This is a genomic window from Alloacidobacterium sp., from assembly GCF_035631355.1.
In the GTDB taxonomy this organism is placed as follows: Bacteria; Acidobacteriota; Terriglobia; order Terriglobales; family Acidobacteriaceae; genus Alloacidobacterium.
This window is the reverse complement of record NZ_DASQIX010000068.1, coordinates 15,046-30,584: the sequence shown is the minus strand read 5'-3', so window position 1 is coordinate 30,584 and position 15,539 is coordinate 15,046. Positions and strand designations below refer to the sequence as shown.

At 53.1% G+C, this 15,539-nt stretch carries 12 protein-coding genes; 10 read left to right on the top strand and 2 right to left on the bottom strand.

What is annotated here, in order from left to right; genetic code table 11:
- Positions 1–48: 48 nt before the first annotated feature.
- The 4 genes from VEV40_RS12395 to VEV40_RS12380 all read left to right on the top strand — a co-directional run bounded on the left by VEV40_RS12395 (position 49) and on the right by VEV40_RS12380 (position 3,497).
- A complete protein-coding gene (locus VEV40_RS12395; RefSeq protein WP_324832693.1) occupies positions 49–1,245 on the top strand; it encodes a tetratricopeptide repeat protein in 1,197 nt (398 codons plus the stop codon).
- Positions 1,246–1,291: 46 nt separating this feature from the next.
- Positions 1,292–2,578 carry a multiheme c-type cytochrome gene (locus VEV40_RS12390; RefSeq protein ID WP_324832692.1) on the top strand — a complete coding sequence of 429 codons (1,287 nt, stop codon included), beginning with the start codon at positions 1,292–1,294 and terminating at the stop codon, positions 2,576–2,578.
- A gap of 92 nt (positions 2,579–2,670) precedes the next feature.
- Positions 2,671–3,069 carry a hypothetical protein gene (locus VEV40_RS12385; RefSeq protein WP_324832691.1) on the top strand — a complete coding sequence of 133 codons (399 nt, stop codon included), beginning with the start codon at positions 2,671–2,673 and terminating at the stop codon, positions 3,067–3,069.
- 32 nt (positions 3,070–3,101) lie between these two features.
- Positions 3,102–3,497 carry a hypothetical protein gene (locus VEV40_RS12380; RefSeq protein WP_324832690.1) on the top strand — a complete coding sequence of 132 codons (396 nt, stop codon included), beginning with the start codon at positions 3,102–3,104 and terminating at the stop codon, positions 3,495–3,497.
- Positions 3,498–3,672: 175 nt separating this feature from the next.
- Here the strand turns inward: VEV40_RS12380 and VEV40_RS12375 are convergent, their stop codons facing one another.
- Complete coding sequence (locus VEV40_RS12375) at positions 3,673–4,776, bottom strand: tetratricopeptide repeat protein (protein WP_324832689.1); 1,104 nt, start codon at positions 4,774–4,776, stop codon at positions 3,673–3,675.
- A 167-nt stretch (positions 4,777–4,943) separates the two neighbouring features.
- Positions 4,944–8,411 (bottom strand): carboxypeptidase-like regulatory domain-containing protein, encoded by a 3,468-nt coding sequence (locus VEV40_RS12370; protein ID WP_324832688.1) that lies wholly within the window; start codon positions 8,409–8,411, stop codon positions 4,944–4,946.
- 234 nt (positions 8,412–8,645) lie between these two features.
- On the opposite strand from VEV40_RS12370, the gene VEV40_RS12365 reads away from it, so the two are divergent.
- The 6 genes from VEV40_RS12365 to VEV40_RS12345 all read left to right on the top strand — a co-directional run bounded on the left by VEV40_RS12365 (position 8,646) and on the right by VEV40_RS12345 (position 15,535).
- Entirely contained in the window at positions 8,646–9,437 is a 792-nt protein-coding gene (locus tag VEV40_RS12365) for an SDR family oxidoreductase (protein ID WP_324832687.1), read from the top strand.
- Positions 9,438–9,981: 544 nt separating this feature from the next.
- Entirely contained in the window at positions 9,982–10,860 is an 879-nt protein-coding gene (locus tag VEV40_RS12360) for a response regulator transcription factor (protein ID WP_324832686.1), read from the top strand.
- 666 nt (positions 10,861–11,526) lie between these two features.
- On the top strand, positions 11,527–12,117 hold the full coding sequence (gene nusG, locus VEV40_RS20735) for a transcription termination/antitermination protein NusG (protein ID WP_414637843.1): 591 nt from the start codon (positions 11,527–11,529) through the stop codon (positions 12,115–12,117).
- A 125-nt stretch (positions 12,118–12,242) separates the two neighbouring features.
- On the top strand, positions 12,243–12,974 hold the full coding sequence (locus VEV40_RS12355) for a polysaccharide biosynthesis/export family protein (protein WP_324832684.1): 732 nt from the start codon (positions 12,243–12,245) through the stop codon (positions 12,972–12,974).
- A 42-nt stretch (positions 12,975–13,016) separates the two neighbouring features.
- Complete coding sequence (locus tag VEV40_RS12350; protein WP_324832683.1) at positions 13,017–14,708, top strand: GumC family protein; 1,692 nt, start codon at positions 13,017–13,019, stop codon at positions 14,706–14,708.
- Positions 14,705–15,535: a CpsD/CapB family tyrosine-protein kinase gene (locus tag VEV40_RS12345; protein ID WP_324832682.1), complete on the top strand. Its 831-nt coding sequence runs from the start codon at positions 14,705–14,707 to the stop codon at positions 15,533–15,535. Before VEV40_RS12350 ends, VEV40_RS12345 begins: the two co-directional genes overlap by 4 nt.
- Positions 15,536–15,539 lie beyond the last annotated feature (4 nt).

Genomic DNA, 15,539 nt, shown 5'->3' with positions numbered 1-15,539 from the left:
GCAACCCGCCGTCCTTTCGCATTTATCCCCCGGTATGATGTGATTGCTATGTCCTTCAGGGTTGTTCTGCTCACCTTGCTTCTCCTGCTAATTACCACTTTTTCAGCTTTTGCTCAAACAGCGCCGAGTAAGCAGGACCAGATCAATCAGCATCAGCAGCTCGCACAGCAGTATTTGCGGGAACAGCGACCTGACCTGGCTATTCCTGAGTTGCAGGCGCTGGTCACGCTCGATCCCGACAATACCAACGCCCAGGGAAATCTTGGTGTGCTCTTGTTCTTTCGCAGCGATTACGCAGGCGCTATCCCGCACCTTAGCGTTGCTGTAAAAGCACAGCCGGAGCTATGGAAGATTCAAGGATTGCTGGGGCTGGCAGAAGGAAAATCGGGCGATGCGGATGCCAGCCGTCATGACATGGAAACAGCCTTTCCCCATCTCACGGAAGAAAAATTCAAAGTCGATGTGGGACGCGCTCTCATCGACAACTACGTCGCAACCGGAGAGTTGGAGAAAGCCGCGACGCTCGCATCCACGCTGCTTGCCCTGCAGCCGACCGATACCGCTTTGCTCTACGTCGCATACCGCCTCTATAGCGATCTGTCAGTAAAAACGATGCTGACGCTGGCGCTCGCGGCCCCTGACAGCGCGCAGATGCACGAAGTGATGGCGCGCGAGTTGGCGCGACATGAAGACGATGTTCCAGCGGTTGCCAACTATCGCGAAGCCATTAAGCTGGACCCGAAACTTTACACCGCGCATTTCGACCTTGGAACGCTTCTTTATAACTCCACAGAAGAAAACCTACGGGCGGAGGCGGAGCCCGAATTCAAAGCGGCCCTGGCAATCAATCCAAACGATGAGAAGTCGCTGGTCATGCTGGGCATGATCGCTGAACGGCGCGGGGATGAGAAAACCGCCTACGACAACTTCTCCCGCGCACTCGCATTGCAGCCTGATGACGGCAATGCGAACCTGGAAATGGCGAAGGTGCTGGTGACGATGCACCAGAATGACAAGGCGCAACAACTTCTGGAGCGCGCCATCCAGATTGATCCCTCGAATGAAGTCGCTCATTACCGGCTAGCCACTCTGTATCGCTTGCAGGGAAAACACGAAGAGGCCGCCAAAGAGATCGCTGACTACAAGAAATACAAGGGCATGAAAGATAAGCTGGAGAAAATTTTTCACGACATGCGGGTCCAGTCTGGCCAGCAAAATTCCGGCGACGCTGATCTGCCGAAGTAAGCGTGCCTCTTTTATCATGCCGATAAACAAGCCCTGCTGATTCAGCATGGACGCGCGCATCTGCCGCCTGTATCATCGGCTTCGCCGGGAAATGCAATCATCACACGTTAAGCTGCTTTGTTTTCTTCTTCTGGGCCTTGCTGTTCCGATTTATGTCGCCACGCGAACAGTCAAGGCTGCGCCGCAAAACAGCACGCAGAGTGAAATGGCGCGGGGAGACCGCGGCAAGTATGTGGAAGACGCCGCCTGCCTTAAGTGCCATCAAACGCAGGGCCTGTCTTATCTGCACACCGCGCATCATCTGACCTCGCAGATTGCAGGCAAAGACTCTGTGCTTGGCTCATTTCAGCCGGGATCGAATGTGTTGACCATTGTCGATCCAGCACACGCGACAGTTGAGCCAGGCCTGCTCTTCAAAATGGAGAAGAAGGATGGCAGCTACTACGAAACCGCCGAAACCGGCTTTGGCACTGACCTTGAAAAGCGCACCGAACGCATCGACCTCGTAACCGGATCGGGCGTGCGCGGCGTGACCTATCTCTACTGGCAGGGAGACCAGCTTTTTGAACTGCCAGTCAGCTACTGGAAAAACGGCCATAAGTGGATCAATAGCCCCGGATACGATGACGGATCAGCCAACTTTTCGCGTCCGGTCAATCCAGGCTGCCTGGAGTGCCATGCGACATACATCAAGGCGCTCTCGGCGGACCCTCTGACCAACTCCTATGACAAAAACACTCTGGTCACCGGGATTTCGTGCGAGGTCTGCCACGGTTCGGGCGCAGACCACATCGCAAAACAAAAGGCGGGAACGGCGGCATCTGCAGACCAGGCAATTCTGAATCCGACGAAGTTCTCACGCGACCGGCAGATCGATCTGTGCGCATTATGCCATAACGGCATTCAGCGAGAGGCCCTGACGCCGGCATTTTCCTATATTCCAGGCCAGCCGCTCAGCGACTATTTCAAGCCAATGCCGTCCGACAATGCTGAGCATCCTGACGTGCATGGCAATCAGGTTGGCCTGCTGGAGAGGAGCCGCTGTTTCCGCGATTCCAAGACGATGACCTGCTCGACCTGCCACGACGTGCACGCGCCGGAGCGGGTTGCGGCTTCGTATTCGGACCGGTGCCTTACCTGTCACAAGTGGCAGAGCTGCGGCGCAGCTAAAACAATGGGTGAGAAGATTAAATCCAATTGCATTGATTGCCACATGCCTGTGGAAGCTACGAATGTCATCGTTGCCGAGACTGCGGGCAAGGAGACGCGGGCAACGATAAGGAACCACTGGATCAAGGTCTATCCGCAGGCCCACAGCAGGCCCGGACTCTGATTTCGACTGGGAGAAAGCGACTTATGTTGATGGGTACATTTTGCTGGACTGGTGTTCGTGTTGTTTGTTTTCATGGATGAAGGGGTGAGTCCATGCCTAGCCTTCATCCCATCCTGCGCGCGGGCTCGATGATCCTGTCATCTGTCATTCTGATAATTGGTGAGTGCGGTGGCGTGGCTGCGCAGTCTACCAAACCGCCGCCGCAACAACTTAACCTGCACGATCCAACTCCACGGCCACCCGATCTTGAGCAGAAATATTCGACCGATCCTGCAGAAGCGGCGCGCCAGGAACAGCTTGCAGCCATCAAAGCTGCTCAGATCAGGCAGCAGGTGATTGCCGCCACCGACAAACTGCTTCAACTGACGGAGGAACTGCAGACCGGTGTTGCCAAGCACGAAAAGGACACCCCGATGACGCCCCAGGTGGTTGAAGTAGAACAGATTGAGAAGCTCGCGAAGACAGTAAAAGAAAAAACGAAGGCACAATAGCGAAGATGGCCATGAGAATGCGAAGCAGAAATATGAAACCAAACCTGTTTTACGCGGCGCTTGCCGCACTGCTTCTGCTCGCTTTGTGCCCGAGCCTTGCAACAGCTCAACAAGGGCAGCAACAACAGGAACAGCAGCAACCAGGCGATCAGGCGAGTCCTCCAGCGCAGCCGCAATCAGCGACACCTGATGCGAAAGCGAGCGATACAGCGAATCCGAAGCCGGAAGCGAATAAGGCCACGTCGCCTGAAGAGGCACGTCAAGCGCAAATCGTTGCCGACTCACAGAAGCTGTATCAGCTGGCCCAGGAGTTGAAAGCCGAAGTGGCCAAGAGTAACAAGAATACGCTATCCATTGCTGTGACGAAGAAGGCGGAAGAGATTGAAAAACTCGCTAAGAGCATGAAGGAAAGAATGCGCAAGGAATAAAGGAGATATTAATTGAGTGTCATTTTGAGCGCAGCGAAGAATCCAGAGGATGCGAGTATCGGTAACTCACTTAAATAATTCCGGGTAAGAATCTTAAGTCCTTACTTAATGAAGTCGTATATAGATTCTTCCTCCCGCTGGTCGTCAGAATGACGGCGTTATTGCGGTATTAGTTTTAGTGCAGATTCGATTGGTTCTTTCCCATCTTCTCCACCAGGGTCTGATCGGCTTGCTTATTCATTGAGCTGGCCCTGTCAAACTCAGCCTTGGCCTCTTCTTTTCTGCCCATCGACTGATAGAGGCGCGCCAGGCGCCAATGCGGGGTCACATCTTTAGGGTCGAGCGCGATGGCTTTCTGCAGTTCATTCACAGCGTCTTCTTTGCGGCCCAGATCGGAATAGACCACGCCCAGATCGCGATGCACAAATGCCGTTGATGGATCTGCAGCAGCAGCCTTTTCCAACTCGGGCCGCGCCCTGGCATAATCATTCAATTCGACATAAGTATCACCCAGATATGCGCGCGCCTGTACGCTTGTAGGGTCATTCTCAAGTTCAGCCTGGAACTCCTTTGCCGCCTCGTCATATTTTTTCTGTTCCCACAACAGGTATCCCAGGCCGAAATGCGCGTTGGGTTCTTTAGGATTGGCCTTCACTGCCGCGCGAAACTGCTCTGTAGCGCCTGAGATGTTGCCTTCAGCATCCAGCGCTTCGCCGGCGAGCATGTCCGCTTCTGCGGAGTTCGCGTTCAGCGCAAGAATTTCTTTGTAAGTGTCAAGCACGCATTGATATTGCTTGCTCCACAGACAACTGTTCGCCAGCGTCAGACGCAAAGGCAGGCTCTGCGGGTCCATCTTCACCGCCCGCTTGAGATAAGGGATTGCCACGAGGTAATCGCCCATGCCGTAGTGGGACATGCCCAGCAGAATTGTGAGCCGCATGTCTCCGGGGTGCTTTTCCAGTTCGTCGGTAAAGGACTTGATGGCTTCCTGAAACCTGTTGCTCTTGAACAGGGCCAGGCCGAGATTCAGTTCAAGGCCGGGAAAGGAAGGATCAATTGCGAGAGCTTGCCGATAGTAAGTGATGGCCTGGCTGTAATGTTCCTGTTTTGCTTCCAGCAGACCCATGTGGGCCAGCGCCTCAGCATTGCGCGGATCGCTCTTCGCAATCTCCTGCCATATCTGCTTGGCTTCCGCATTCCGTCCTTGGCTCTCCAGCAAAAGCGCGTCCCGGCGAGTGCTTTGGGCGAATGCCGGAAGACCCGTAACCAAGGTTGCCAACAGAAAACATATTTGCAGCCTGATGCGGCAAGCCCGATGCACTTCAATTCCCCCTAATGGATTACAAAACTACGCTATCGGTTTGGATCAACTGGTGACAACCAATGATTTAACGTGCAAAAAAAAAGCGCGGCAAAAACTCTGCCGCGCTTTTGGTTAAGGTTGGTTTAGAAGCTGAAAATGCCGCCGAGTTCAAGAACGCGTGGATCCCACGTGTTCGTCGGTTGTCCGAAGTTTCCGGAGCCCGGACCCTGATAACCCGAGCCGACATTGTTAAACTCCGTATGGTTGAAGGTGTTAAACGACTCGAAGCGCAACTGGAAGTTCGCCCGCTCTTTGATGGAGAAACTCTTGTAAAGCGAGGTATTGAAGTCTGTGCGTCCCGGACCCAAAGCCACGTCCTTGCGAGCATTTCCGAAGCCCTGGTTTGGTCCGCCCGCCCACGCCGGAGTCGGCGAGCTGAAGGGAGTCGTGTCAAACCACTGCTTGGGGCTCTTCGTGTAATGCAATTTACCGGCAACGTTGGGACGGTTGGTATAGCCGCCGCCCAAGCCAATGGGGTCAAAATTGATTGATAGGTTGGGGCCTTGATTCGCGATAATCACGCCCGATTGGAAAACTGCCGTACCGGCAATCTCCCATCCTCCCAGGAGAGCTTTCGTTAAACCAGCGCTCTGCTCGAAGAACGGAAATTTGTAAATGTAGTTTCCGACAAGGATATGACGACGGTCCAGCGCGCCGGAACCTTTGTCATATTTCAGGTTATAGGGGTTGCTTACCCCGCCGAGGTCATAGCTGGTGATATCGATTTCGTGGGAGTACGTGTAATCGAGTTCGCCGCTGAAATTACGCCAGTTCTGTGCACGGATTCCAGTCTGGAAGCCATTGTAGTTTCCGTTAGTAGTGTTTTCCTGCTGGTTGATGCCCGTATACCCCTGGTAGGTCCGATAGATGTTCCCATTGGGCAAGGAAGAGCCTCCAGGATTGGTTCCGGAGTGGTTGCTGGGGTCACCAGCATCCGCGCGAATCGCCAGTGGAGTGTTCAGTGAATAGTTGTTGATCTGGCGGTCGACGTTCTGATGCCACGCCAGGTTGCCGACGTACTGCACAACCCAGAGGACTGACGGAGCGATTTCGCGTTGTACTCCCAAGCTGAACTGAGTAACGCCGGGAGCAGGATAAGTACGGGCCAAAGTGGTGAGGCCCTGCGCGAAGTTCGGGGTGGTTGCCGTTTGTCCCGTCACCCACGAAGTATGCGGATCAGAGAGAAAAACGTTGCTCGCCGAAGGATCGTTGGCGAACGGAGGGTTGGTTGCAGTGTTGTAAATATCGTTCCCCTGCATGCGCTCATAGAACGATCCAATACCGCCGCGCAGCACGGTTTTGCCGGATCCACTTATATCCCAGGAGAATCCGACGCGAGGTTGAAAGGTCTTGTAATCATTGGTGACCAGGCCATGTGGGTAGCCGTTCACCCCGGCGAAATACATGCCGTTCAGATAGAACGGTGTTCCGTTTACTACCTGGAAGCCAGGCCCTGTGGGATCAAGAGATCCGTCACTCTTCCACACGGGAGTTTGAGCGGCGAGATACTGATTCGGGTCAAAGTTTGCGATGTAGTTGCCGCGTTCCCACGCGTGTGGCAGCGCATCGTAACGGAACCCGAGCTGCAGGCTGAAGTTCGGCGTCGTGCGCCAGTTGTCGTTGACGTAAACTGAAGGAGTTTGGTTCACGTAGTGGCGGATCGGAAGGTCCTGATGCTGGTCATAGTTGCTGGATAGCCCGAGCAGCATGTCCATCATCGAGTCGCCGGTCAGAGTGCCGAAAGAGAAGTTGCCGGCAGGTTCGCCGAAGAGCTGCTGGTTCTTGGTGTAACGGTTGTAGCTGAAGCCGTACTTCATGGCATGGCGTCCCACTGTGTAGGAGACATCCACTCTCGGCATGTAATCCTGAGCGGCGTTGTGCCATGGAGCTGAACCGGGGTTTTCCTGCGTGTTGTAAGGCGCGCCCCAGTGCATGTTGGGGAAGCTGTTGAATCTGTTGCTGAAATACTTGTTCACTGCCCAGCCGCTGGGGACCAGCGAGTTGGAACTGTTCACGATGTTGATGATGTTGCCGTCATAGTTAAAGCTCGCTTCGAGCAGGAGGTTTGGCGTAATGGTGCCGGCCAGTTTGACCGTTGCGCTGTAGGAGGGATTCGACAGCGTGCTAGTGATGGTGTTGTAACTCGCACCCGACCAGCCAAGCATGGGTTGCGCATAAGCCTGTGTCACCGCATCGTGCATGTAATGTCCGAGCAGGTGCCATTTGTCATTGATGTTGTGATCGATCCGGATGATGTCATCCCGCACATCGATTGGCTGATTGGCCGAGGTGATCACATTTCCATTCGCCAGGTTCGGCTTGGGAATGATTCCAGAGTTCATGAACAGCACAGCATTTGGATCGAACAAGGAAGCTGGAATTACGTTGCCTGGAAATGGATCTCCAGGAACAAGACCCAATGCAGCCAACTTAGCATTGAATGCAGGGTCGCCAACTTTTGGAACCACCAACTTCGTGCTGGAAGCGAAGGCCGGTGCTACATACGTCAGGTTTGTACCTGCCGTAGCAAAATCCTGCGATGGAAGCGTCTGCACTGAATTAGGGCTGCTGCCCTGAATCAGTTTCCGCCATTCCTCGTTCCAGAAGAAGAAGGTCTTCGACCTGCTCTCGTTGTAAACCTTGGGGATGAATAGCGGCCCACCGAGATTGAAGCCGTAGATGTTGTAATTCAGCTTTGTTCTGGGAGTGATCGGCGTGGATTGCTTATTGAAGTAGTTATTAGCATCATAAGCCGTATTACGGTTGAATTCCCAGAGCTGTCCGTGGAATGTGCGTGTTCCGCTCTTGAGGGCCAGAGTAATCGTTGCGCCAGAGGAGATGCCATAGTCCGGTGGATAGTTGCTGGCGAGTGTTTCAAATTGGGCAATAGCGTCCTGCGAAGGCATGATGTCCATGCCGCCGGCGCCACCACGGTCATCTGCTTCACCACCGTCAATCAACCAGATATTGTGGCTTTGGCGCAGACCGTTCACGCTGATGGTAAAGTTCGACGCGACTGAAGTTGGCGTGTTGTTGCTGGGCAGGGCCGAGCTTACGCCCAGGCCGAGGGCTGCCAAAGCGGCAAAGTTGCGGTTTTCTGTGGCGATTTCGCTGATTTGTTCAGAATTGATGAGAGTGCTCACCACATTCGAATCAGCTTGCACCTGCAAAGCATTTGCGGTGACGGTGACTGTTTGTTGGACGGCGCCTACTGTCAAGGAAATATCGGCGCGCAGGGTTTGAGAAACGTTCAAAACCAAGCCCTTCTGCACATAAGTGCCGAAGCCGCTGGCCGTGGCCGTCAGATCGTATGTGCCGACGTTTAGGCCCGGGAAATTATAGACCCCGTTTGAGTTGGATGTTGTGCTGAGTTGCGCCCCAGTGGCTTCCGAGGTGAGGGTAATTTGTGAGTTGGGGACAACAGCCCCGTTATTGTCGGTTACTGTGCCGCTAATTGCTGAGTTTTGCTGCGCGAACGCGCCAACCGTTGCAAATATCAGAAACAGAGGCAACAGAAGCAATGTGTGCTTTGCGTCATTTCTCCATTTCATTTACTTCCCCTCCCGAATTTGCTCGCAGTTCCATTGGGTACGAATTGGAAACACGCGGCACAGCTTAATCGCGAGCACTTAACGTTTTACTAAAGCGATTTATAGCTGTGCGCGGAACTGTATGTGGACTGGAGAACCACTGTCAAGGAAAATTGCATAGGTCGTTCCATGTGATGCATTAAACAAAAGGCAAACGTTTTGCCTTTATGCAGCGATGGAAAACATTTTTGAAATATGGAACGATTTATGGAAATGAATCCTGTAGCTGTGGTAACTGGTGGAGCGCAAGGCATTGGCCGTCGAACGGCGGAAGTGCTTGCCAGCCGTGGTTATTGTCTCGCGGTCATCGATCTGCGCGAGCCGGAAGACACAATGAAATCCGTCGTGGCAAATGGCGCAGAGGTGATCGGCTTCGCTGGCGACATAACCGATGAAGCAGCGATCGAAAGCTTCGCCCGACAGGTTTTCGATCGATGGAAACAAGTTGATGTTCTGGTGAACAATGCTGGAATCAGCTATATCTCGCCTGTCGAGCAGACAGCCGTGAGCGACTATCTCCGCGTATTGGAGGTAAACCTTGTGGCCCCGTTCCTGCTGGCGAAGGCCTTCGGGGAAGGGATGCTTGCAAAGGGCAGCGGCTCCATTGTCAATGTCGCTTCAATCGCGGGGCTTGTGGGGATTGCCGACCGTGCAGCCTACAATGCGTCAAAACATGGTCTGATCGGTCTTACGCGAACCCTCGCCGCCGAATGGGGTGGCCGCGGAGTGCGTGTCAACGCAATTTGCCCAGGCTGGGTGAAGACCGAAATGGATGCAGCCGATCAGGCAGGGGGCAGCTACAGCGACGCCGACATTACCGGACGGGTGCCCATGGCTCGCTTCGCAACTCCGGACGACATTGCTAGAGCCATCGCATTCCTCGCCGACAGCAAGGAAAGTAGTTTCATCAATGGGCATGCTTTGGTCGTAGATGGAGGCTGGACCGTCGATGGAAGTTGGGAAACTCTACGTCTGCGAAAGCGCTAAACCGGGCATGTGAGTAAGCGTCGAGCCTTGCTAAATGATTCAAACAAAGTCAGATAGCCTTGCAGGGCAAGAGAGTGCGGAAACTTGGGAAGTTCAGTAGTTAAAACCTCGTACTCGATACAATAGACACTAATCCTTTTGTTTTCAGTGTAGAAGTCTTGAGCATATGAAATTGCGGCTGTTCTGCCGGTTGACAGTCCAGGTTACTTTGGGCAAAGTTAATTGGAGGAAAGTTACGGAGACAGGCAACCCTTTTGTTATGTTCGCATCTCACCCTTAGCGTTACCTGACTCCAAATCAATCATCGTTCGAGGTCAAGGTACACGTAAGGTAAACGCTGGAAGTTCCCTCACATTTTACATGTTGCTTGCCGTGTGGAGTCTACCCTGCCGTCGTCTATGGTTACTGCCTTAAAAATGGAGGTTAGCAGTCGCTGTCTGTCTGTGGGAAAGGGCTATAGCGACAGTCTTTTAAAGAAGTCGTATGCGACTACTTATTTCGACTATTTCGGTCATTGCAGTGAATTGGTTTTGAGGAAAATCATATGGCGGTTGAATCAAAATCTGGAAATGCTGATCCACGTCCTTTTGTTCTGCAAACAACATCTCATAATGAAGCGCAGAATTCACTCAGTACTTTGGCGGGACCAGAGGGAGAAGAAAAAGCCGAGATTCCGAAACATCCGAGGGGATCTTACGGAGAACATCGACGAAAACTTCAGACAGAGAACGAGAACGATAACGCCGCTGAAACAAGGCCGCTACGGCTGCTGATTTCAGACCGGACAGCGTTAGGCTGCGAGCTCATGCTCCTTGGCCTTAGCAGGCGTCGTAATTTGATCGATAGTGTCGTGTGCGCCACCAGTAGCACGGAAGTAGAGCAGCTCGTTCATACTCAACAACTGGACGTCGCACTTATCAGCGCCGCCTTGAGTGATGGGCCGTTGGCCGGCTTCCGGGTCTTGCCTATTTTGCAAACCATTCTGCCAACGTGTTCCGTCATTGTACTGCTCGATGATAATAGCGAATATCTGGCGATAGATGCGTTTCGGGCACGGGCTCGAGGGGTCTTCTATCGCGCGGAGCCGATGGAGCAGCTCGTCAAGTGCATCTGCCAGGTGCATCAGGGACAAATCTGGGCTCGAACGAATGAACTGCGTGCTGTATTTGACGCCTTCGCCGAATCCTCTCCATTCTCTGGCCGGACTTGCACTGACTTCCATCTGAATGATCGGGAACTTACGGTTGCACGGCTACTGGCTACGGGCCAGACAAATCGGCAGATCGCGCGGCAGTTAAACCTGAGCGAACATACAGTGAAGAATTATCTGTATAGGCTCTTCGAAAAGGTTGGAGTCAGCAGCCGCGTGGAACTAGCTGTCTTAATGATGAATGATTCTGTGCGAAACGGGACTCATGGCTGAGGCGAGTGCGCCGGGCGTTCTTATTACTTCTTACCCGTTACCCAGATGAAACTGCCTATTCTCCCAAGCAGACAGAAAGCGCTGGCCTGCACTGTCGGGAATTATCCGACTCAACCCTTTGGGACAAGTGTGCATTTTTTGCCATCACCCTAGATGCTTGGTGTAGAGACTAATAATGAGAAATCCAGACCAAAGTATCGCAGCGTGAGAGAAGAAAGACTCTACAGTACTTGTAACCGGTAGTACTTGTTTCCACTTAGCTCGACAGAGCTGGATCGTGCGCCTTGGAATCGAATTGTTCCTTTCATAACAGTTCATTCATAGCGCGTTGAGATGTCTCTCCGACTATGAAGACAGTGCGCATTTCTCTACAGGTTGAACAAACAAAAGACCTTATGGACGGCTTTCTATCCAAAAGCGTTGGCGAACAGGGCTTGCTGGAAAGCAACCGCAAGAGTAGTTTCGCCTTCTTATTACGAGACGAATCTCGCAGACCAGAAAAATGAGAAATGAAGCCTCTTGCCTTCCTCATAGAGATTCACTTATTGTGTGGTCAGTTGGTCGATGCGCTTGCAATGAGCGGTGTTCCGTCGAACTAAGCTCCTGTTTGTTCTGAAATCCTGATCTAGTTTGTCTGCCTGTGGATAAACACCTCGTACGTTGAGGATGGCGAAGCCTTGTCTAAGGGACAAAATGAAGCTCAGTCATAACGAACAACCAATCTGTGAAGCAAGTATCGATAATTCAGAACTCCGCCCGTGTGTATCAGATTACCCGCGATGGTATGCAGTCTATACTTGGGCGCGCCACGAAAAGAAGGTGGCACAGCACTTTGAGGAGCGGGGTATTACTTATTTTCTCCCCTTGTACACAGCAATCCACCGTTGGAACAAGAAGACCGCCCGCGTCTCTTTGCCTCTCTTTCCAGGGTATGTTTTTGTTCAAACCGTGCGGCATAGTCATCGCCCGCTGGAGGTTCCGGGAGTAGTGCACTTTGTCGGCTCGCATAAATCGCCTGCTGAAATACCGGCCGACGAAATAGAGTCATTGCAAAGAACGATGCGCATGGGACACAGAATGGAGCCTCACCCATACCTCGCGCCTGGCAACCGCGTGCGTATCAGCTCCGGACCAATGTCAGGCATCACCGGAACTATCCAGAGGACCGCTGCGGGATGTCGAATTGTAATCTCTGTCGACATGATCATGCGATCCGTAGCAGTTGAAGTCGACGCTGCCAGTCTTATGGCGGCATAGTTTCGTCCGCGTAGGCGCAATTGTGTCTGCGTCTAAAGGTGTTAAGGCCCACGTTGAAGGACACGACATATCCAGCCCACCACCCAATAGCTTTCGAATCAGAAGTGTCACACCGGAGGCACAAGATGCCTGGAAAATCCACACTTAATTTTGTTCTGGCGTTCGTTACACTCATCTGCGCTCCAATGCTCTTTTGTCAAAGTTCTGAGCAAAACCCATCGGACCAGACGGCGAATGCGGGAGTTGACACGCAGTCTGGAAACAAAGTGCCCCCCCCTGGGTTCCAGGAGCGCTATCCGCGATACCAACTCGTTACCGGAGACACCATGGATCTGATCTTCGAGTTCAGCCCGGAGTTCAACCAGACTGTCTCTGTGCAGCCAGACGGATACATCAGCTTGCGGGGGATTGGAGATGTACATGTCAGTTCATTGACGCTACCGCAGCTGACCTCAACATTGGAAGCTGCATACAGCAAGATCCTTAACAAGCCGTCCATCTCAGTAGTGATGAAAGATTATGAGAAGCCCTATTTCATCGCCAACGGCCAACTAGGCCATCCGGGCAAGTACATCCTGCACGGTGATATGACCGTCACTGAAGGGATAGCAGAGGCTGGAGGATTTACGGAGAAATCGAAGCACTCGAATGTAATTCTATTTCGCCGTGTATCGTCCCAGTGGACCGAGGCAAAGGTGTTGGACGTAAAAAAGATGCTCAGTGACAAGAACCTAAGCGAGGACTATGTGCTCCACCCGGGAGATATGATTTTCGTTCCCCAGAATACGATATCGAAGATCTCAAAATTTATCCCGACCAGTGCGGTGAACACATATATCGCTCCTCAAACCTTTTAGTTAGTCAACGACCTAGTTAGTCAGCGACTGAGGAGATTTATCATGATCAGTCAACCATATACTCTCAGATCGGCTTCGTTGCGCGATGCTCTGTCGGTCGTGTTTCGCCGCAGGCGCCTAGTTGTGGCCTGTGCGGCAGCAACCTTCGTGGCGGCTGGACTTGCTGCTTTCCTGCTTCCGCGATACCACGGTGAAGCGAAAATAATGGTAGATCGGGCGCGCGTCGATCCGGTTTTGTCCCCCACTCCAGAGATGAACAGCTATGAACTGAGTGCGCAGCCCATGATAACGGATGAGGATTTGCGGTCCGAAGTCGATCTGATGAAATCAAGCGAGGTGCTCACCCAGGTGGTTAGAGATTTGGGTCTAGCCGATTCAACTGTTCTTTCATGGTGGAAACGACTGACAGGACATTCAGGACAAGTTGTAGCCGACTATCTTGACCGCAAGCAAAAAACTCTGTTGCCGAATGGGCTGCCGTGGCCTATAGGCAGCTCGACGACCTATGACGAAAGGGTAGCGGCCAAGGCGAATCAACTAGCGCATGACCTCGATATTGAACCCTCCAGGGGAAGCTATGTCATCGACATAGTCTACAAATCCAAAGATCCGCAGCTTGCGAAGCAGGTGCTCGACAAACTGTTGCAGGTATATATCGCAAAGCACACCGAGGTGCGCCACCCTGCGGGCGAATATGCGTTTTTTGAGCAGCAGACAAATGAATCCCGCAAGAAGATGGAGGCGGCGGAAGCTGCTCTAGCCTCTTTTGACGCAACGAATGGTTCAGCAGCGCCTGGAATGGACCGAGAGCTGACCATGCAGAAGCTCTCGGAATTTACGTATTCCCTGAACCAGACGCGCGCAGAAATCGCCGAAACAAGCCGGCGAATGCAGCGGCTGATACAGCAGGAGCGTTCTATTCCCAACCGCGTGACAACGCAGGTGCGGAAAGCAGATAACCCCCAATTACTCGAGCAGCTCAAGAGTACCTTGCTCAACCTGGAACTCAAGCGATCTGATCTACTTACTAAATATCAACCCAATTATCGCCCTGTGCAGGATCTCAATGAGCAGATTGCACAGGCTCGCGCAGCTATCCAGCACGAATTGAATACTCCAATGAACGATGTGACTACTGACCTGGATCCGACGCACGAGATGGTCCGCACGGAGCTTGCAAAAGCAACGGATGATTTGGCGGGCTACAATGCGCGCGAGAAGGAAACAGAAGCGATTGTAAATAGCTATACAGCGAAGGCCCGGGAACTTGACGCCGGCAGCCTGCAGGAGGCAAGCCTCCAGCGTGAACTAAAGGCTGCTGAAGACAACTATCTCCTTTACAAGAAAAAGAGTGAAGAGGCAAGAATCTCGGATGCGCTGGACGCACATCGCATGGTGAACGTTGCTGTGGCGGAGTATCCGTTTGTGCCTGCGCTTCCGGCGCACTCACCGCTGTTTTTCGCCGCGCTGGCAACAATCGCGATGTTGACGGCAAGCGTCGGACTGATCTGGGCACTGGAGAATATGGACCGGACATTTCATCGGCCACATGAAATCGAAGCTTATCTCGGAATTCCGGTGTTGGTTTCTATCCCGCGTCAAACCGGACCAGCTACATTGCTGCGTTTGATTCCGGATGGTGAGCAGAGAAGAAGCTCGTCCTGGATGGCGGACGGTTCACCTGGCCGCGAATCCATACATGGCCACAGCAGTGGCGATAAAGGAGCCTTGTGAACAGAATATTTGAAGGTTTGGAGAGTACCGGCAGCGAGCCTATCGGACACTCGAATGGAAACCATGCGGGAATAGAGGAAGAAGTTGACCGTTTCCCTGGCCGCAGGGCATCGCAAACCACGTCCGCAGGCACTGTGGTCGTCGACGAGCCAGCAGCTTCGCGAGTAGAGTTCATGCCGCCGCCTGTATTGGAAATGGATCACGCAACACGGCAAGAACTCATCCGGCTAACTCACACGGTATTTCTGAGATCAGGCGGTTCACGGGTTGTAGCCTTCTCAGGCGTAGAACCAGGTGTGGGATGCAGCTGGCTCCTGGTTCGGGTTGCGGGCCTGCTGGCAGCTGCCGACGCCGGCTCAGTGTGCGTGGTAGACGCCAATCTGCATGCCCCCTCGTTGCATACATATCTTCGTGTCGGCAACCGTTGTGGCCTGTCCGACGCTCTGATTGATCCTCATCCCGTCTGCGAATACGCTCTGCGGATCAGCAGACGTTTTCATCTGCTCAGTAGTGGCTCAATGGCCTGGAAAGCGGAGCGGCTGCTCGCTTCCTCCACATTTCGGGCCTGCGTGGATGAACTTCGCACTGCTTACGATTTTGTGCTTCTTGATACGCCACCCCTGGCAGAAAGCTCCGATGCGTTGGTCGTTGCGAGCACAGCGGATGGCCTGGCCATGGTGGTCGAAGCGCATTCCACGAGCCGAGACATAGCCTTGAAAGCGGCGAGGGAAGCTGTCACTACCAACACCCGTGTGCTCGGCGTAGTGCTGAACAAGCGCACATATCCAATACCCAGGACTATTTACAAGAAGCTCCGGTATGCCTGAAAGA